Origin of the sequence: Poseidonibacter antarcticus (assembly GCF_003667345.1) — a bacterium.
Classification (GTDB): domain Bacteria; phylum Campylobacterota; class Campylobacteria; order Campylobacterales; family Arcobacteraceae; genus Poseidonibacter; species Poseidonibacter antarcticus.
Genome location: NZ_RCWF01000001.1, coordinates 101,590 through 122,317 on the forward strand (window position 1 = coordinate 101,590; position 20,728 = coordinate 122,317).

General features: G+C 28.4%; 19 protein-coding genes and 1 riboswitch. Of the genes, 2 read left to right on the forward strand and 17 right to left on the reverse strand.

The window, feature by feature from the left end; translation table 11 throughout:
* Positions 1–23 precede the first annotated feature (23 nt).
* The 16 genes from D9T19_RS00525 to D9T19_RS00600 all read right to left on the reverse strand — a co-directional run bounded on the left by D9T19_RS00525 (position 24) and on the right by D9T19_RS00600 (position 18,778).
* A complete protein-coding gene (locus D9T19_RS00525) occupies positions 24–401 on the reverse strand; it encodes a hypothetical protein (protein ID WP_121626241.1) in 378 nt (125 codons plus the stop codon).
* 111 nt (positions 402–512) lie between these two features.
* A complete protein-coding gene (locus D9T19_RS00530) occupies positions 513–905 on the reverse strand; it encodes an allophanate hydrolase-related protein (protein WP_121626242.1) in 393 nt (130 codons plus the stop codon).
* Position 906: 1 nt separating this feature from the next.
* A complete protein-coding gene (gene atzF, locus D9T19_RS00535; protein ID WP_121626243.1) occupies positions 907–2,235 on the reverse strand; it encodes an allophanate hydrolase in 1,329 nt (442 codons plus the stop codon).
* Positions 2,232–5,831, reverse strand: a complete 3,600-nt coding sequence (gene uca, locus D9T19_RS00540; protein WP_121626244.1) for an urea carboxylase — start codon at positions 5,829–5,831, stop codon at positions 2,232–2,234. The genes atzF and uca overlap by 4 nt, the downstream gene beginning before the upstream one ends.
* A 106-nt stretch (positions 5,832–5,937) precedes the next feature.
* Positions 5,938–6,558 (reverse strand): urea amidolyase associated protein UAAP2, encoded by a 621-nt coding sequence (locus tag D9T19_RS00545; protein ID WP_121626245.1) that lies wholly within the window; start codon positions 6,556–6,558, stop codon positions 5,938–5,940.
* Between the two features lie 10 nt (positions 6,559–6,568).
* Complete coding sequence (locus D9T19_RS00550) at positions 6,569–7,285, reverse strand: urea amidolyase associated protein UAAP1 (protein WP_121626246.1); 717 nt, start codon at positions 7,283–7,285, stop codon at positions 6,569–6,571.
* The gene (locus D9T19_RS00555) at positions 7,285–8,016 is read right to left on the reverse strand and encodes an ABC transporter ATP-binding protein (RefSeq protein WP_121626247.1); all 732 of its coding nucleotides are present in this window, start codon (positions 8,014–8,016) and stop codon (positions 7,285–7,287) included. The genes D9T19_RS00550 and D9T19_RS00555 overlap by 1 nt, the downstream gene beginning before the upstream one ends.
* A 2-nt stretch (positions 8,017–8,018) precedes the next feature.
* Complete coding sequence (locus D9T19_RS00560; RefSeq protein WP_121626248.1) at positions 8,019–8,831, reverse strand: ABC transporter permease; 813 nt, start codon at positions 8,829–8,831, stop codon at positions 8,019–8,021.
* Positions 8,832–8,840: 9 nt separating this feature from the next.
* Positions 8,841–9,473, reverse strand: coding sequence for a cysteine hydrolase family protein (locus D9T19_RS00565; protein ID WP_121626249.1), 633 nt, complete (start codon positions 9,471–9,473; stop codon positions 8,841–8,843).
* 3 nt (positions 9,474–9,476) lie between these two features.
* The gene (locus D9T19_RS00570) at positions 9,477–10,547 is read right to left on the reverse strand and encodes a putative urea ABC transporter substrate-binding protein (RefSeq protein WP_121626250.1); all 1,071 of its coding nucleotides are present in this window, start codon (positions 10,545–10,547) and stop codon (positions 9,477–9,479) included.
* Between the two features lie 43 nt (positions 10,548–10,590).
* Positions 10,591–10,688: riboswitch (guanidine-I (ykkC/yxkD leader) on the reverse strand.
* 121 nt (positions 10,689–10,809) lie between these two features.
* On the reverse strand, positions 10,810–11,616 hold the full coding sequence (locus D9T19_RS00575) for an ion transporter (RefSeq protein WP_121626251.1): 807 nt from the start codon (positions 11,614–11,616) through the stop codon (positions 10,810–10,812).
* 71 nt (positions 11,617–11,687) lie between these two features.
* On the reverse strand, positions 11,688–12,707 hold the full coding sequence (locus D9T19_RS00580; protein WP_121626252.1) for an aldo/keto reductase: 1,020 nt from the start codon (positions 12,705–12,707) through the stop codon (positions 11,688–11,690).
* Positions 12,708–12,718: 11 nt separating this feature from the next.
* A complete protein-coding gene (locus D9T19_RS00585) occupies positions 12,719–13,324 on the reverse strand; it encodes a TetR/AcrR family transcriptional regulator (protein ID WP_121626253.1) in 606 nt (201 codons plus the stop codon).
* A gap of 12 nt (positions 13,325–13,336) precedes the next feature.
* Positions 13,337–16,477, reverse strand: coding sequence for an efflux RND transporter permease subunit (locus D9T19_RS00590; protein WP_121626254.1), 3,141 nt, complete (start codon positions 16,475–16,477; stop codon positions 13,337–13,339).
* Between the two features lies 1 nt (position 16,478).
* On the reverse strand, positions 16,479–17,552 hold the full coding sequence (locus D9T19_RS00595; protein ID WP_162984514.1) for an efflux RND transporter periplasmic adaptor subunit: 1,074 nt from the start codon (positions 17,550–17,552) through the stop codon (positions 16,479–16,481).
* On the reverse strand, positions 17,549–18,778 hold the full coding sequence (locus D9T19_RS00600; RefSeq protein WP_228197933.1) for a TolC family protein: 1,230 nt from the start codon (positions 18,776–18,778) through the stop codon (positions 17,549–17,551). Before D9T19_RS00600 ends, D9T19_RS00595 begins: the two co-directional genes overlap by 4 nt.
* Before the next feature lie 113 nt (positions 18,779–18,891).
* On the opposite strand from D9T19_RS00600, the gene D9T19_RS00605 reads away from it, so the two are divergent.
* Positions 18,892–19,383: a MarR family winged helix-turn-helix transcriptional regulator gene (locus D9T19_RS00605; protein ID WP_121626256.1), complete on the forward strand. Its 492-nt coding sequence runs from the start codon at positions 18,892–18,894 to the stop codon at positions 19,381–19,383.
* Positions 19,384–19,408: 25 nt separating this feature from the next.
* On the opposite strand, the gene D9T19_RS00610 is transcribed toward D9T19_RS00605, so the two are convergent.
* Positions 19,409–20,386 (reverse strand): SLAC1 anion channel family protein, encoded by a 978-nt coding sequence (locus tag D9T19_RS00610; protein WP_121626257.1) that lies wholly within the window; start codon positions 20,384–20,386, stop codon positions 19,409–19,411.
* A gap of 52 nt (positions 20,387–20,438) precedes the next feature.
* Between D9T19_RS00610 and D9T19_RS00615 the strand changes: the two genes are divergently transcribed.
* Entirely contained in the window at positions 20,439–20,651 is a 213-nt protein-coding gene (locus tag D9T19_RS00615; RefSeq protein ID WP_121626258.1) for a malate dehydrogenase, read from the forward strand.
* Positions 20,652–20,728 lie beyond the last annotated feature (77 nt).

Genomic DNA, 20,728 nt, shown 5'->3' on the forward strand with positions numbered 1-20,728 from the left:
ATTTCATCTCCATTTATAAAATTTTATAAAATCGTCTTGCGTGCTACGTGACAACTTTTATCTATCATAATCAATGACTTTTTCATCTTATCTTGTGAATTATTTAAGTTAAATGATTCTGCAAATTTCTTAAAATCCAAAGAAATAATAGACTCAGGTAACTCATATTTATTTATGACCTTTTCAATTGTCAATTTTTCACTAGCTGTAATAATAAAACATTCAATATTTTTAGAAGATGTTTGTATTGCGTTTAAAAGTTCCTTAGAAAATTCATTTATATTTGGAAGAGTTATAATCATTTGTGCTTCTTTTTTCACAAGTCCTACTACTTTCTCTTCATTATTTAACATTTTTAATTTCAATATAGGAGAAATAGTATGCTTAAAATTTACACTCATTTGTGGCTTCCTCAATTTGTATTTATATTTAATCGCGGAATTATAGAACAATCATTCCATAATGTCAATACAAATACTAAATTATGCTAATTATTTAATCCAATTAAGCTATTATTGACTTAAAAATGTTCTCCAGCTTAAAAGCCCACTTATCTCTTTTGCCTCTTTTAAATAATCGCTCTCACATAAAAACCCATATACACTACTTTCATCTTCTAAGTAAACCGTTCCAATACCCAAAGGTGATTGTATTTGTTTCATAAACCTTCCAAAATTTTCAATAGGCATTGACCATATTTCAACTTCAATTTGGAAATCACACGAACTATCATAAATCATTCCAGGACGAATTGGGTCTTTATTTTCTAAAACAAATAATCTATATCCTTTTTTTGTTTTTGTTTTTCTAACAAAATTTGCATTTAAGTCAGCAAGTTGCCAATTTAAAGGCAAATCACTCATATGTGCTCCACAAACTCCTACTAAGATTTCATTTTCATTCATTTTAAACTCCTAAATATTTAGAAGAATAAGATATTAACTTCTCTTCTTCAAAATTATCTGCAACAATAGTCACCCCAAAAGGAAGTCCATTTTTTCTAAATCCAGCAGGTACTGCAATAGCTGATAAATCAAGTAGATTCATAAAATTTGTGTAATATCCAAGATTAGTATTTAAGGCTATTGGGTCTGCATTTACTTCTTTTATTTTATAAATAGTTCCAGTTGTTGGTGTAAGCATAAAATCATATTTTGCAAATATCTTATCCATAATTTTTCTATTTTTCTTTAGAGTATATTCTGATTCAAAATAATTAATTGCATCAATTTTATCCCCACCACTTATAATAGCTCTTACAGTTTCATTTATAATCTCAGGAGTTTTAGTAATAGCATCTTTTATAGCAATAAATCGTTCAGTTACCCAAGGCCCACTATAAAGTAGATTTGCACTTTCATTAAAAGGTTCATAATCAATTTCTACACTTTTCCCACCAAGAGATTCAAATTTTTCCACTGCTTCGTAGAAAAGTTTTTGGGCTTCTTTATCTCCAAAAAATTTCAAATCTTCTTTTTTAGGAATTGCAAATGTAAAATCATTTCTTGCTTCTTCACAAGAAGATATATACTTTCTACTATAAATATCTTTTTCATCATAAGAATTTGCTACTTTAAAAACTGCTTGCACTTCTTCTAAAGTTTTTGTAAATATTGTTACACAATCTAAACTTCTACAAGCAGGAACAACACCACTTGTACTAATCACACCTTTTGTAGCTTTTAGTCCAATAAGATTATTAAAAGCAGCAGGAACTCTTCCTGAACCTGCTGTATCAGTTCCTAGTGAAAAGCTTGCCATTTCAAGAGCGACACTAACTGCACTTCCTGAGCTTGAACCTCCTGAAATGTATTCAGGGTTTATTGAGTTTTTACATTCACCATAAGGACTTCTTGTTCCTACAAGTCCTGTAGCAAATTGGTCTAGGTTTGTTTTTCCAATAGGAATAGCACCTGCTTTTATAAGTTCATTTACTACATAAGCAGATTCTTTTGCAATATATTCATACTCTTTACACGCAGCTGTTGTTGGAATATTTATTAAGTCAATATTATCTTTAATTGCAAAAGGAATACCATATAGAGGTAAGTCTTTAGGATCTTGATTTTCTAAATTCTTAATATAAGGCTCCAAATCTTTATCACTTAAAGTATATATCCAAATATTATGGTCTTTTGTTTCTTTTATTTTCTTTTTAATTGATGTTAAAACATCTTCAATACTTATAATCTTATCTATATACTTTTTTCTTAAAATATTAATATTTAAATTCATTTATTATCCTTTTTTATTACAACTAAAACATCACCACTTTCAATATTATCACCCTCTTTATAAAGAATTTGTGATACAAGCCCCGTATATTCACTTTCTATTTCTACTTCCATTTTCATTGATTCTAAAATTACTAAAACTTCACCTTCTTTTACTTTATCACCAACTTTTACTTCTATTTTCCAGATATTCCCTGACATAATAGACTCTATTGCTTCTTCATCATCATTTAAAATAAGTTCATCTTTATCTTCAACTGCTTCTATCTTTGTATCAAAACTATCAAGACCTTTTTCTTTCCACATTAATCTTTCATCTTCAAAAGCTTGAACTCTTTTTGTTTGGAAAGTATTTGATTCTTTTTTATTTTCTTTTAAAAATTGTTTATACTCTTTTAATTTAAATGATTTATCTTCAATTGTTAAAGGAAATTTTCCATATAAAAACTTTTCTCTAATATCTTCTAACTCTTCTGTTGTTACAGGATAAAACTTCACTTGATCAAAAAATCTTAAAAGCCATGGGTTTTTAAATTCTTTTGTTTGTCTATATGTATTCCACATTTGTAATGTTCTACCAAAAAGTTGATAACCTCCTGGTCCTTCCATTCCATATACACACATATAAGCTCCACCAATACCAACAGAGTTTTGTGCTGTCCATGTTCTTGCAGGATTGTATTTAGTTGTTACTACTCTATGTGATGGATTAAGAGGCGTGGCAACAGGTGCTCCTAGATAAACATCTCCTAGTCCCATCACTAAATAATCTGCATCAAATACGATGTTTTTAACTTCATCTTTATTCTCAAGTCCATTAATTCTTCTGATAAAATCAATATTAGATGGACACCAAGGTGCATTTGGTCGTACACCTTTTTTATATTTGTCTATTGCTTTTTGAATTGAAGGATCATTCCATGAAAGAGGAAGCCAAACAGTTCTTGAATCAACTTCTAAGTTTTCAATATCTTCTAATGAATCTACGCTTTGTTTTACTAAGTTTAAAATAGTATCTCTACTTACTACACTTGTATTAAAGTGAATTTGTAAACTTCTAATACCAGGTGTTAAATCAATAATTCCCTTTAAGTCTTTATCTTCAATTGAACTCATTAAAGCATGAATAAAAAATCTAAGCTCAATATCAAGTTTTAACTCACCTGCTTCTATTAAAATGAACTCATTTCCAGCAGCTCTTATAGTTATATCAATATCTAATTCATCATATTTAAAAGTATCAATAATTGGTGTTGCTTTTTGTACATCAAGCTTATTTGTAAAGTCACTTAGTTTTGGTAATGCTGTATTTTCTTCTATTGCTTTTTCGCACGCTTTTGTCATTAAATCTGCATTTTCTAAGCTTACTGCTTTAAATTTGATTTTATCTCCTGCTTTTAATTGACCTATTTTATATATTTCACACGAAATAATAGTTGCAGGACAAACAAATCCTCCAAGACTTGGACCATCAGGTCCTAAGATTACAGGCTGATCACCTGTAAAATCTATTGTTCCAAAGGCATATGCATTATCATGAATATTTGAAGGATGAAGTCCAGCTTCTCCTCCATCATTTCTAGCCCATTTTGGAGCAGGTCCAATTAGTCTTACACCTGTTCTACTTGAATTAAAGTGTACTTCCCAAGAAGCTTCAAAAAATGCTTCAATATCTTCATCTGTGAAAAAGTCTGGACTTCCATGTGGTCCATAAACTACACCAATTTCGTATTCATTAGTTAAACTTGGAATATCATAAGGTACCTTGAAGTCTTGCTCTTCTTTTGAGGGATAGAAACTTAAAACATCCCCAGCTTTAAGTGCTCGTCCTCCATGACCTCCAAATTTACCTAATGTAAAAGTAGAAGCACTTCCTAAATATTTTGCTGTATCAAAACCACCTTGTATAGCAAAATATGTTCTATTACCATTTCCAATTACTTTTTTAAATTCTAAAGTATCTCCTAGTTTTACCTTTATAGCTTGATAACTTTGTATTTCTACGCCATTTAGTTTAGCATTCATATTAGCTCCACCAATTGCTATAATACTATCTTGTCTAAATTTATAAGATGCACCTATAAATGTCATTTCTATAAATGAAGCATCTTCTTTATTATTTAAAAGTTTATTTAGAAGTCGTGGTGTTAAGTTATCAATAGCTCCTGATGGTGGAATACCTACATTCCAAAGTCCTTGACGAGAAGGATAATCTTGAATAGTTGTTAATGTTCCTGATTTTAATATATCTACTTTATATGGATTGTATTCAAGAGTATCTAGTACTTTTGTATAAAAACGTGCTTGAGTAAAAAACTCTTCTTGTACTATTGCACTTAAATATAATAAGTTTGATTCAAGACCATATATTCTACTTTCATCTAATGCTTTTTGTAATTTTAAAACATTTTCTTCTCTTGTAGGGCTTACTGTAATTAGTTTTAATAAAAGTGGATCATAAAAGGGACTTACTTCACATCCATCTTCTATCCAAGTATCACATCTTGTATTACTTGGTAACTGCACTTTTGTAATAGTTCCTGTACTTGGTTGGAAATTTTTTCCTCCATCTTCTGCATAAACTCGGACTTCAATTGCATGACCTTTTGGATTATGTTTATAATTTAATAGCTCTTTATTATCTCCATAAGCTATTTTTATCATCCATTCAACTAAGTCAACACCGCAAACCTCTTCAGTAATACCGTGTTCAACTTGTAATCTTGTATTAACTTCAAGAAAATAGAAATTATTGGTTTTTGTATCATAAATATATTCAACTGTTCCTGCACTTTTATAATCAACGGCCTTTGCTAGTTTATATGAAGCTTCAAATAATTGTTCTCTTAGCGCGTCTGAAATATTAGGAGCAGGTGTTTCTTCAATAACTTTTTGATTTCTTCGCTGTATTGAACAATCTCTCTCACCCAATGTTTTTATATTTCCTAAACCATCACCAAATATTTGAACTTCTATATGTCTTGCTGTTTGGATATATTTTTCTAAAAACACTCCACTATTACTAAAGTTTGCACCTGCTAATTTAATAACACCTTCATAAGCATCAACTAATTCTTTCTCAGAGAAGCAAAGCTTCATTCCAATTCCACCACCACCTGCTGTACTTTTTAACATTACAGGATAAGTAATTTCTTTTGCTGTTATTTTTGCTTCTTCAATACTTGAAAGTAATTCACTTCCTTCTAATAATGGTACATCATTATCTTTTGCAATTTGTCTTGCTGTATGTTTTAATCCAAACTCTTCAATATGTTTTGAGTTTGGACCTATAAATACAATTCCATTATCTTCACAAGCCTGTACAAAATTTACATTTTCACTTAAGAATCCATATCCTGGATGAATTGCATCTACATTATATTCTTTACAAATTTTTATAATTTTTTTATAATCAAGATATGTTTCATCAAGTGTTATCCCATCTAAAGATACTGAAATATCTGAATTCATTACAAAAGATGCATTTTTATCTGCTTGACTATATATTGTCACTGATTCTATGTTCATCTTTTTTAAAGTTTTTATTATTCTGTTTGCTATTTCTGCACGATTAGCAATTAAAACTCTTTTAAACATTCTATTTCCTTAAAGTATTTTTGTGGGCCGTCCCGAATGAATATATCTTATAAGTCGTCTTATAAAATAAAAAGATAAGGTTCTTTTAAACCGTAGTTTTGTTTTTTTATTTATCCCAAATAATTAATTGAATTGGTGTTGGGTTATATCCATTACAAGGATTGTTAAGTTGTGGACAATTTGAAATTAATACTAAAGTATCCATAAGTGCTACCATTTCAACATAATCACCTTTTTTTGATATTCCATCAACAATTGCTAAATGTCCATTTTCTTCAACAGGTACATTCATAAAAAAGTTTACATTATTTGTAATATCTTTAGGACTCATTTCTAATTCACCAACTAATGTTAAGTAATTATCTCTACAAGAGTGCATATATCTTTTATCTAAACCAAATCTAACAGAGTTACTCTCAGCACTACAATGTCCACCTAAAGTATCGTGATTTCCACAAGTATCTTCTACTATTTCCATTAAAACATTATCATCACTAGATATTAGTTTAGTTCCTGTTGTAATAAAAATACTACCTTGTTCTCTTATCGTATCTGTTGGACTATATCTATCGTTATAATCATTGTTATTATAAAAAAGTGTATCAACTGCTTGACAACCTTCTAAATCAACTATTCTAAATGTTTGACCTTTTTTTACAACACCTGACCATGGAAGACCTGATAAAAGTTTTTCGTTATAAACTGCATTTTCAATATTTTTTGACATTTTTTAATCCTTACGCAAAGTATCTATTTGTATTTTGAAAGCCTCTTTTGGCTTCATCAGAAAAATCTACATAATCTTCATCTTTAAAATCTATAGAATCAAAGATAGTAATTTCTACATCACTTGGGTTATAAGTACCTTTATCCATTGCATGGGGTGTATTTGATAAAACAAGAAGAACATCCATATGTGCAGTTAATTCAATAACATCACCTTTTTTTGCACATCTTGGGTTTAATTCTAATTTTGAACCCTCTTTAACATCAACTTTTCTAAAAAGGTTTAAAGCTGGAATCATATCTTTTTTACCCATTCCATATTTACCAATTTCAATTAAAAAGTTTTCTCTATCTGATTTAAAGTATCCATTTCTACAGCTTTCATAAGTTGCATCACCTTCAAAGTTTTCTTTTATAACTCTTGGATTACTAATTCCACCTAAGATATCAAATAAACCATCTGTAGTATCACCTGTAATTGCAAATAAAACTCTTCCCATTTCAGAAAGTAAAACTTTTTTCTTTCCTAAAAAGGCATTCCATTGTACTTTTACTGTATCTGCACTATTAAATCTTTCTGCTACATTTGAAGAGTTATAAAACATAGCACTTAAACTTGCATTATCATCTAATGCTTTTAATTGAATAGTTTGTCCTCTTTTTATTCTTTTTGACCATTTTACACTTGAATATAAAATTTCATTTAATACTATTTTTTCACTTTTCATTATTTTTTTCCTTTTTTACTTGCATCAATATCATTTACGATTGTTGAGCCATATCTATTTGGGTAATCTTTATCAGTTTTAACCTTGTCAAATACTAGTACTCTAGTACCTAATTTAAAAGCTTCACTAATATCGTGAGTTACCATTACAACACCAAAATTTAATTTAGAATGAATATCTAAAAGTAAATCATGCATATCTTTACTAATACCTGGATCTAAAGCTCCAAAAGGTTCATCTAGTAATAATAGTTTTGGTTCTTTTACTAGTGATTGTGCTATTGATAATCTTTGTTTCATTCCACCTGATAATTCGTGTGGATATTTTTTACTTGCACTATATAAACCAACTGCTTTTAAAATCTCATAAGCTTTTTCATAAGCTTCTTTTTTTGCTTTTCCAAAAAGTTTTCCAAAAAGTTTTGATTTTTTAAACTCTAAACCAATAATCACATTATCAATAACATTTAAGTGACTTAATGTTGAATATCGTTGAAAAACAATTCCTCGCTCATCACTTGGTTCTTTTGGATATTCATTTCCTTCAAATTTTAGTGTACCTTTTGAGGGAGTTTCTACACCTAGTAACATTCTTAAAAATGTAGTTTTACCACATCCAGATGGTCCTACTAATGCACAAAATTCACCTTCATTCATAGAAAAGTTTAAATTTTCTAGAATAATATCTTCACCATATATTTTCCATATATTTTTAGCTTCTACTAATTTCATTATTACTCCTTACCAAACCAAGGGAATAGTTTTTTATTAAATTGTCTTAAAATAAAGTCAATTAAAAATGCTAAAAACGTAATCCATAAAACATAAGGTAAAATTACATCCATTGCTAGATAACGTCTAACTAAAAATATTCTATAACCTAAACCTTCCGTTGCCGCAATTGCTTCTGCTGAAATTAAAAATATCCATGCAGTTCCTAGTGTTGTTCTTATCGCATCAATTAATCTTGGTAATATTTGAGGAGTAATTACTCTTATAATGATCTGCCAAGTACTAGCACCTAAAGTTTGAACTTTAATAATTTGTTCACTAGGTATTTCTGTTACTCTTTGGTAAATTTCTCTTGTAATAATTGGAGAAACTCCGATAATAATTAAAACAACTTTAGATAGCTCCCCTAAACCAAAAACAATAAATAGAATTGGTAACAAAGCCATGGTAGGAATTAAAGAAAATAGCCAAACTAAAGGAGATAATGTTGAAGTCATATAAGGTATTGCACCTATAGATACACCAATAACCAAGCCAATAATTGCACTAATAATTACACCAAAAAAAAGTCTTTTTAAACTCGATATTGTGTCTTCTAATAATATATATTTACCATTTCTCTTATTTTCTTCAAAAGCCATCTTACTTATTGTATTTACACTCTTCTCGATTGATGGCAAAAGCTTATCATTCGGATTCTCTGCTAATCTTTGTGTTGAAGCACTTATATAAACTAGGATTATTATTATAAATGGCAATAATCCTAAAAGTATATTAGTTGACTTTGATGGAACTTGATTAATCAATCTTTTCATTATTTACTCCTAAAATAGTTTTATAAAACTATTTACTGTAGATAGTTGACCCCAAACACCACCTTCTTCTAATATCATTTGTTCACAAGCTTCTCTTATTTCTGGTTTAAAAGCTGATATTGCATCTTTTAAATAAAAACAGTTATAACCTCTGTCCGTAGCCTCTCGTAAAGTAGTATGAACACAAACATCAGCAGTAACTCCAGCAATAGCAATATTTTCTATACCTTTATTTTTTAATATTTCATCAATATTTGTAGTTAAAAATGTTCCATAACTAGACTTATCTAAAACTATTTCATTTTTAAGAGGACTTAATTCATCAATAATATCGTTACCATATTCGCCACGAATCATAAGTCGTCCCATTGGTCCTTGATCGCCATACTTTGCTCCAGCATTCTCAGATCTTTGTAATTTTATTTGTGAACAATCGGATAAATCACTTGCATAATTTTCTCTTGTAAATATTATTGTTAAACCAAGTTCTCTTGCTTTGTCTAATAGCTTTTTTGTATTTGGAATGATTGGTTTTACCCAATCTAATCCATTACACTTATCAGCATAACCACCTTCAGAACAGAAGTCTCTTTGAAAATCAATAAGAACCAATGCAGTTTTTTCTGTACTTAAAGAATCCATTTTTTAAAGTTTCCCTTCTGCAGCCATTTTTATATATGTATTATCAAATCTTAGTTTTATGTTATTTTTATCTCCATAAATTTTTCCATTAGGAAAAGAAATCCCAATAAATTCCGCATCAGGTGCACCTTCTCCAAGTATTCCATGCTCAAAAGAAAATTGACTAACTTTTTTCATAGTATTAATAATTTCTTGGCTTTCTACAAATTTAAGTGCATCTTTTACATTATAAAACATCATTGTTGAGTCTAATTGTTCTTGGAAACTTTTTATATTTGTTCCTGAATCTTTAGCCATAAAAGATAGTGCCTCTTTATCTTTATTTTTAACAATTTCCATAACTTCAAACCAAGCACCAACTAATGCTTTTCCTAATTCTGGATTATCATTTAATATTTTAGTATGTATAACAATATTATCGATTATTTCTCCAGGAATATTACTTGAATTAAATACTATATTAGCACCGTTAGATTTTTTAATTTCACTTAATTGTGGATTCCATGTAACTAAAGAAGTTACATCATCAGATGAATACGCTGCTATAATATCAGCATCAGACGTATTAATAATACTAATATCTCTTTCACTAAGTCCTACTGTATCTAAACCTCTTGCTAATAAATAGTGAGAAACTGATAACTCTACAAGGTTAACTGTTTGACCTTTAATATCTTCAAGTTTATTTTTATCTTTTAATACAATTCCATCATTTCCATTTGAAAAATCTTGAGTAATTAATATTGTAGAATCAACTCCTCCAGCAGCTGGAATTGTTAAGACATCCATGTTCGTCATTAATGCTGCATCGAATGTACCTGCTGTATATTGATTGATTTGCTCAATGTAATCATTAACTTGAACTACTTCAATATTAATCCCATATTTTTTTGCCCATTTATTTACTATACCTTTTTGTGCAGCATAAGGTAATGGCATATTTCCTACATAAATAGTCCACGCGATTTTAAAATCTTTTTTAGTCTCAGCTTGAAGAGAGCTTGTCGTTAATCCTAATACTAAAACAGACAGTGACAGTGCTTTGATTAGTTTTTTGAAAGTAGTTGATTTCATTAGATTTCTCCTAAATAGAATTTTGAAACACATAGAGGTATTAACCTCCCGGGCTTTTATCCCTCCGTGTAACTCTATTTAAGAGTCGGTTGCTCTTGGACCAGTCATCTTTAAAAGATCGGAACCCTAGCTACCATTGTTAGTTGTTTAAATGAGATATGTTAATACCTCTAATATGATTTCATTGGATTAAGTATAAAAGAAATTGAAATAAAATTCAACACTTAAGTCTATAAATTATATACAATCTTTAAAAATTAAGCTATTTATTCTTAAAATTATTCTCTATTAAAATTTTAAGTTCACTTATTTCAGTTCTAAGTTTTTTAATTTCATCATTTACATGTATTTCATTTAAATGAACTTCATCTAGAAGTTCTTGATCCTCTTTTTTATTTAAGATTGCCATTGCATCAACAATAATTGCTACAACTAAATTTATCATTACAAAAGTTACAACAAAAATAAAAGGTACAAAGAACAACCACGCATGAGGTGAAACTTCCATTATAGGCCGAACAATTCCCATTGACCAAGATTCTAAAGTCATAATTTGGAATAAAGTATAAAAAGATTCTCCTAACGTTCCAAACCATTGAGGAAAATTTTGTGAAAATAGTTGAGTAGACATAATCGCAGAAATATAAAAGAATAATGTCATTAAAGCAATTACAGATAACATACCAGGAATCACACTAACTAAAGCAGAAACAATTTTTTTCATTTGAGGCACTGCTGTAACTATTCTAAATAATCGTAAAACTCGTAAAATCCTTAATATCTCAAAACCTGAACTAGTTGGAACTAATGAAATTGCAACAACAAAAAAGTCAAATAAACTCCAAGGGTCTTTGAAAAAAGACAATCTATGAATATAAATTCTAAGAATAATTTCTATTGTAAATATAGTGATAACAAATTGATTGAAAAAGTTTGTATAGCTTTCAAAACTTGACATAAGTGTTTTAGAAGTTTCTAATCCCATTGTAATACCATTTAAAATAATTAAATAAATAATAAATTTTGTAAATAGATTACTTTCTATAAAAATTTTAATTTTATTAAACATATATTTCTCCAAAAAATTAGAATGATTGTGATTTATTATATTTATGATTAGATTGGAATAGCTAAAATTAGCTATCCCATTGGGTAAAGTATATCTTTTTGAATTTCTTCGATTTTTTTCATTAGTTCATCATCAATTTTAAATTTGAATGCTGCTAATGAATCATCTAATTGATCTAATTGTCTTGCACCTATAATTGTAGATGCAACAAAATCAAAGTGTTTTGAATAAGCAACTGCTAGTGTAACAGTTGAGATACCGTATTCTTTTGCTAGTTGTTCATATCTTTTTGTAGCTTCGATTGTTTTAGGATTTACAAATCTTGTAGCTTGTGCTTGTACTCTTGGATTTGGATTTTTCATATATGCTGAAAATCTTGCTTCCTCTGGGTAAAAGTTATTATTGTATTTTCCTGATAAAACTCCACCTGCTATTGGCGAGTATGGAAGAAGTGAAATATTTTCATTTTTACATACTGTTGAAAGTTCATCTAAAAATCTTGGATTTAGTAAAGAAAAGTTATTTTGAATTGATTCAAATCTCGCTAAATTTTTATTTTTTGATGTTTCATTTGCTTTTGTAAGTCCATAAGCACTATCATTTGAAGTACCAATATATCTTACTTTTCCTTCACGAACCAATTCATCAAAAGCTCTTAAACTCTCTTCAATTGGCACAATAGTATCAGGCCAGTGCATTTGGTAAAGGTCGATATAATCAGTTTTTAACTCTTTTAGACTTCCTTCAACTGCTTTTTTAATATGAAAAGAATCAATAGCTGTAAGTCCATTTCTAATAGGTGGTACAAACCACCCTGATGCTGCTCCTGCAACTTTTGTAGCTAAGATAATAGAATCTCTTTTTTTAGTTTGTAACCACTCACCTACCCATTGTTCTGTAATTCCTGCTGTACTTGCTTTTGGAGGTACGGGATAGATTTCTGCTGTATCATAAAAGTTTATACCTTCAGCATAAGCTTTGTCCATTATTTTAAAAGCTTCACTTTTTGATGTACTTGAACCAAATGTCATAGTTCCCATACAAATAGAAGAAACTCTAAGTCCACTTTTTCCTATGTATCTAAAATCCATAATATTCCTTTTTATTCTTTTTCATCATTTTTAATTGAGTTTAAAATTGTCTCAATATTACACTTTGTCGAATTATCACAAGCTTTAAACTCATGACTTAAAGATAATACTAAATTACCTAAAATACTTGAGATTATTTCAAGTGATATTTCTTCTGTATCGCAAGGTTTGAACTCTTTACATTCTACGCCTTGCTTTAGATAATGATTTATAAGATTTAGGTTTTCTTTATTAAAACAACGTAACTTTTTAATTTCATCGCTGTTTTTTTTAGTAAAGGCTAATCTTAAAAATTCAACTAAAATATAAGTGAACTTTTCATCTTTTTCTTTTGATTTAAAAATATATTTAACTATAAAAATGATTTTTTCTTTATTTGTTTTATACTCATTAATCTTTTCATTAATTTGAATATGCATATTTTCAAAATATACTTTTATATATTCGTTTATTACATCATCTTTCGTTTTAAAATATTTATAAAAAGTTCCTTTTTCTATATTAGCCAAGTAGGTAATTTCTGAAATTGTTGTTTCATTAATACCTTTAGAATAAAATAAATCAGATGATATTTTCATAATCTCATTTTTTGTTTTTTCTTTTAAATTATCCTGCATTGACTACCTTTCTTAGTTTTCTTTATTTTCTAATAATCTTTTTTTCTCTATTTTTTCATCACTATTAGTAAGTTTTTCAACTACATAATAGAACATTGGAATAAAAATAATTGCAATAAATGTAGCTGCTAACATACCACCAATAACACCTGTACCAATAGAGTGTCTACTAGCAGCACCTGCTCCTTGTGATATTGCTAAAGGAACAACACCAATAGTAAATGCTAATGACGTCATAACGATTGGTCTTAATCTTAATTTAGCTGCTTCAACTGTTGCATCAAGAAGTTTCATTCCTTCTTTTCTTTTATGTAAAGCAAACTCTACAATCAAAATCGCATTTTTGGCACTAAGTCCAATAAGTACTAATAATCCAACTTGGAAATAAATATCATTTGATAATCCTCTCCACATAGTAGCTTCAATAGAACCTAAAACAGCAAATGGTACAGCAAATACAATAGTAATAGGTAAGAACCATCTTTCATATAAAGCACTAAGGATTAAGTAAAGGAAAATAATACCTGCAATAAATGCAATACTACTATTACTTGATAACTCTTTTTCTTGATATGCAGTTCCTGTCCAAGCTAATGAATAATCAGTTGGTAATACTTCTTTTGAAATTTTTTCAATCACATCAAGAGCTTCACTTGAAGAAACTCCAGGTGCTGGTGAACCAGACACTTTCGCTGATTGGAACATATTCATTCTTGTAATAATATCAGTTCCTGTTGTTTTAGTAATTTTTATAAATGATGTAATTGGTAATAAATCACCATCACTTCCTCTTACAAAAACTTTATTTAAATCATCAGGGTTTTCTCTATAATTTTGAAGTGATTCAATAATAACATTGTAGTTTTTACCATTTAAAGTAAAATCATTTACATATTTATCTGCTAATGTTGCATTTAATGCTGTAAATATATCACTTGTAGAAACACCTTTTGCAAATGCTTTTTCATAATCAACATCCATTTTATACTTTGGAGTATTTACATTAAGAGTTGATCTAACACCTGTTAATTTTGGATTTGCATTTGCTTTTTTAACTATTTCTGACACATATTTATTTAATTCTAAAATATCAGTACTATTTCTAGACTGAACATACATATCAAAACCACCTGTCATAGACATACCAGGAATTGGAGAAGGTACAACACCAAAACTAAAACCTTCTGTTGTTGTTTGCATTAATTCACCAGTAAACTTTTTAGCTAAATATGGTGTTTGTTGATCAGGAAGTGTACGCTCACTCCAATCTTTCATATCAACAAAAGTAATCATTGCATTTGTTCTACTTGTAAAAGTACCAAAATCCATTCCTGGAATTTGAAATACTTGGTCTACATTTGGATTTTTTGTAACAGTATCATAAATTTGACCTGCTAGTTTTTCTGTTCTAGTTAATGAAGAACCAGGAGGGTTATAAGAAAGAATAAATACATTTCCTTGATCTTCTGTTGGAACTAATTCTGTATTCATTTTCCCAAATTCTGAATATGTAACATAAGCAACACCTGCATAAATTACAAGGAATACAACCGAAAGTCTAATCACAAATTTTACAATTTTCGCATATCCATTAGATAATGCATCAAACATTCTATTGAAACCTCTAAAGAAGAAGTTTGGTTCTTTATGATTTGGTTTTAATAATAATGCACAAAGAGCTGGTGTTAATGTAAGTGCAACAATACCTGAAATAACAACAGAAATTGCAATAGTAACAGCAAATTGTTTATACATAACTCCTGAAAGTCCACCTAAGAATGCAACAGGCACGAATACAGCACATAAAACTAATACAATAGCGATTAAAGCACCTGATACTTCGTGCATTGCTTTCATTGTTGCGTCTTTTGGATTCATTCCATCAGACATATGCTTTTCTACATTTTCAATAACAACAATAGCATCATCAACAACAATACCAATGGCCAGAACTAAACCAAAAAGAGTAAGAAGATTTATACTATATCCTAAAGCATACATACCTGCAAATGCACCAACAATTGAAATTGGTACTGCTAAAATAGGAATAAGCGTAGCTCTCCAGTTTTGTAAGAAAATATAAATAATTAACATTACTAAAATCATTGCTTCAACAAAAGTATTAATAACTTCATCAATAGAAACTTTAATAAATGATAATGTTTCATAAGGAACTCTATAACTAACTCCTGAAGGGAAAGTTTTTTCTATTTCTGCAATTTTTAGATTAATAGCATTATCAGTTTCAAGAGCATTTGCACCTGATTGTAAGAAAATACCAAAAGGAATCGCATTCTTTCCATTATATAAAGCTTTTCTTGAATATGAAGCAGCTCCAAGTTCAACTGTAGCAACATCTTTTAATAGAACATTTCTACCTGTTTCATCCGCTTTTAAAATAATATTCCCAAATTGTTCAGCATTTTTGAATCTATCTGGTGTTTGTAAAGTATAAGTAAACATTTGTTTGCTTGCAGTTGGTTCTTGTGCAAATTTACCTGCTGCATATTGTTCATTTTGATCTTTAATTTTTGTTATTACTTCAGCTGCAGTTAAATTATAACTTACTAATTTATCAGGGTCAATCCAAACTCTCATAGCATATTCTTTTTCACCAAAAATAACTACATCTCCAACACCATTGATACGTTTTAAATCATCAACAATATTGTTTTTTGCATAATTTGATAAGAATAAACTGTTTCTTGAGTTATCAGGAGAAATTAATCCATATACTTTTAGTATACTTGCAGATCTTTCTCTTACATTTAAACCTTGACTTTGAACACTAGCTGGCAGAGTAGAAAGTACAGTTTGTACTCTATTATTTACATTAACTTTTGCACTTTGTCTATTAGTTCCAACTTTAAAGAAAACATTAATCGAAGCTGTTCCATCATCTGATGTTGTTGATTCCATATAAATCATATCTTCAACACCATTTAAACTTTCTTCCAATGGTGCAACAACAGTTTGAGCAATAGTTTGAGCACTAGCTCCTGGATATGTTGTAGATACAATGATTTGAGGAGGTGACACTTGTGGAAACTGCTCAATTGGTAGATTTTTAATTGCCAATAATCCTGTAAGAAATATGATAATAGAAATTACCGATGTAAATACAGGATTTTTTATAAAATAAGATGAAATCATTTTATTCTTTTTCCTCTACTATTTGAACCTTAGAATTTGGTCTAAGTTTTGCAATATTATTTACTATAATTTTTTCACCACTTTTTAAACCACTACTTATAATAACACCTGTAGAAGTACTTTCACCTGTTAATTGAACTGGTCTAATTTGAGCAGTTGATTTATCATCAATAACGTAAACAACAGAAGCATTTCCACTTTGCATAATTGCAACTTCAGGAATAGAAATAACATTTGGAATAATTATATTTTGAATATTAATATCTGTAAATTGTCCTACAATTACTTGATTGTCAATATTTCTAAATTCTGTTCTTAATAAAAGTGTATCTGTTGCAGAATCAATTGTTGGAGAAACATATTTTAATTCACCACCATCAATACATTTATCTCCACAATTAATTGAGAATTTAATATCTTTTGATTTTAAGTGACCTAAATATTTTCCAATATCTTTTTGTGACAATGAAAATTCAGCATAAACAGGATCAACTTTTGTAATAGATGTTAAGCTTGTATTAGCATTTACATAATTACCAACATTTAATTTTGTAGTAGCAATAATACCATCCATTGGTGCTTTGATTTCTGTATAACCATATTGAATTTTTGCATTTGTTAAAGCTGCTTGTGCATTTTTTTCATTTGCAATTGCATCTTGGTAATTATAATAATACTCATCTTTTTGAGATGCACTAATTGATTTTTGTTCATATAATTTTTTATATCTATTCCAATCATTTGTAGCTTTTACTACTAAAGATTTTGCTCTATTAACAGCAGCTCTTGAAGAATCAATATTTGCTTGGTATGTTCTTTGCTCAATTGTATATAATTTTTGACCTTTTTTTACAAAATCACCCTCAACAAAATATCTTTTTTCTAATGCACCTGAAACTCTTGCAATAATATCTACACTTTTTTCTGCTTTTATTGTTGCTGGATATTTTTTACTTATTGTTACAACATCACTATTTACAGTAAATGCCTTAACAGGTACAGCAGGAGCTTCATTACCCGCTGCAAACATAAATGTGCTTGATACTAAGGCTAAACCTACTAATAATTTTTTCATTTTACGTACTCCCATACATTTTTTCCTTTTTGATACATTACGTTAGCTTTTCTAACTTCTAAATTGTATTTTGCTGAACTAAGCGCACTTTGTGCATCTGATTTATCACTTAAAGCTTCTAAATAACTTACATTATCAACTAAACCGTTTTCATATTTATTTTTTACTACATCATAAGTACTAACTGCTGCACGAAGTGCTGCATTTGCAGATTTGATTTTTAATTTTGCAATTTCATAAGATTTTATTGCTAAATTTAAATCAATACTTGCTTTGTTTTTTTCGTATTCTAGTTTTGATTTTGAACTCAAAAAAGATTTATGTTTTGAATCATAAGCTGCTTTTGTAGAACCAAAATCAAATAAATCCCATTTAAGATTTACTGAAAAAACATTTTGATGGTCAATTGCTGAATTTTGGTATGTTGAACTATTATAATTATAATCATAATATGAGTATGTATTATCTAATGAAACTTTTGGCATATTATCTGTTTTAACAGTTTTCGCATCTAAAAACTTAGTTTTAGCTTCATATTCTAATGTTTTAATATCATTTCTTAATTCACCTTCTTCACTACTTACTTCAAGATAAGAACCATTTGAAATATCAACTCTTTTCCCTGTAATATATTCTAATTCGTGTAATACAGTTTCAATATTTAAATCAAGTTCATGAAGTTCTACTTTTGCACTTTCTAAATTAGACATAATTCTATCTAACTCATCAATTGTTGTAGCTCCTGCATCTAAAAACTTACTTAGTCTTTGATACTGTGCTGTTAATTGTTCTATTTGCGTTATTTTTGCTTCTTTTTGAGAAACATAAGTTAAATAATTGAAATAATGGTTAATAACATCTAATGAAACTTCATTTTTTAACGTATTTAATTCTTCTTTTGAAGCATTTATTTGTGATTCATAAGATTTATAAGTTAAATCTTTTTTCCCACCATCATATAAACTATAAGAAATATCAACATAAGCATTCATTGAATTATTTGCATAACTTGATGTTTCTCTATCCACATCTGTATACGCTGCACCAACACTAACATTTGGTAAATAGCCTTTTTTTACACTTTTATACTCATCTTGTACAGATTCAACATTTTTTTCAGTTGCCATTATATTTTTATTTTTTAACGACATATTTATTAAATCATTTAAATCTTCACTAAAAAGCAAAATTGGTAAACTCAAAGCTAACATAACTTTTTTAATCATTTTTATATCCTTATTAATTACCTTCCTAAGAATTTAACATCTTAAAACTTATAAAATGCTTTCCTAGGAATGTATTTTTTGGGAATTTTCAATTTTTCTGATATAATAATCTTATGAAAAAGAAAATATTAGATGCATTTTATGCTTATGAACAAACAAAATCTAAAAATGGTGAAGATGATTATTGTGCACAATTAACAATACCTATGACAATAATTTCTAATATGTTGCATTCTCGTGGTAAACACATCTATGAAGCGTATGACTTAACTCAATCAGAAATTGATATGCTTGCGGTTTTATATATATACAATGAAGGACTAACAGCAAGTGAAGTTTCAGATAGAATGGTTTTTTCATCAGGTGGAATTAGTAAAGTTGTTAAAAAACTTGAATTTAAAAAGTTGATTTATAAAAAGTATTCCACAGAAGATAAAAGATGCGCTCTTTTATATCTTGAAGATAAAGCTAGAGAGATTGTATTAGCCTGCTTTCCTTTATTTAAAGAAAATGATGCTTACTTTTACAATGTTTTAGATGAAACAGAAATAATAATCCTAAAAAAAGCTTTCAAGAAAATTCTTTACTCAGTATCCGAAGATTAAAATAAATAAATCATATATCATGGAATTAATCCATGATACATATTTCTTTTTTTAACATATGATAAATAGTCTCTTTTGCTACTAAACATACTATTATAGTTGTCATTGTTGCTAAAACATATGATAAAACTGCGTAAAAATTTAGATGCGTTAATTGAAACATTAGTATAGTTGCTAAAGTAATTGCTGCCATTGGGAAAGTAAAAGCCCACCATGATATAAAAAATTTAATATTCATATAATTTTTATACATAGTAAATACAAGTATTGTAAAGAATAATCCTAAACTATATAAAATATGAGCAAAAAAATCTAATCCTTCTGTAAATTTCATATATGATATAAAACCAATTGCAGGTGGTGCAATTAGAATAAATAAAGTTGGCATAAATTTTGCAGCAAATTGTTTATGAAAAATTATTCTATTTAATATAATTGAAAAAAGAATAACCCAAAAGAAAATACCAATTGAGAAATAAAAGTATAATACAGAATCATCAATAAAACCTTTTCCAGCAATTGGAACAATTAAATTCCCAACAATTGGTATAAACCATGCAGGATTTGAGTGATGAAGTTCAAAGTTATTATTTATCCAAAATTTCATAGTATAAAAAGTTAATATAATATGTAATATAGCCCCAACAATAAAAAATATTTGAGATAAATCATCAAATGTATGTCTATAAAATATTGATAAAATTAAAGTAGAAATTGAAATCGCTGCAAAAAAGTTCACTCTTATTGGATGAGTTATTTCCTCTACTACTTCTTCTTTATACTTAAATAATTTTAAAAGATAATTTCCTAAAATTAGGAAAAATATTATCGTAGTGATTAAACCAAAAACACTTCCTATAATAGTAGGAAAATGTAAGACTTCTCCAAGTTTTTTAAAAACCAACGATAAACCTGATAAGCCCATTACAATTGCAAACATCATAACAGGAAAATATTGTAATCTATTTGAAGGTATTGCTTTAATACTCTCTTTATTATTCATTTATTACATCCTATTTATATATAATTTAATATACTTAGAAAAAAGGTTTAAAATGGCAAAAAAGAAACAAGCATTAATAGATTTAAAAAATATGAACCTCTCTTTTGAAGAAAAAGGTCAAATAATAAAACTAATAAATTTTAAAACTCAAACGCTAACTTTAGATACCCAAATCTACGAAAATGAGGAATTAATAGCCAAAAGAACTATGGTATACGCTCATTTACCTAAGAAATTGAAGGCACAATTAAACAAATTTTTCTAATTATAAGTATAATTATATCTTATTATTATTAAATTAAGTTTTATTAGTATAAGTTATACTTATACTATAAAAGATTT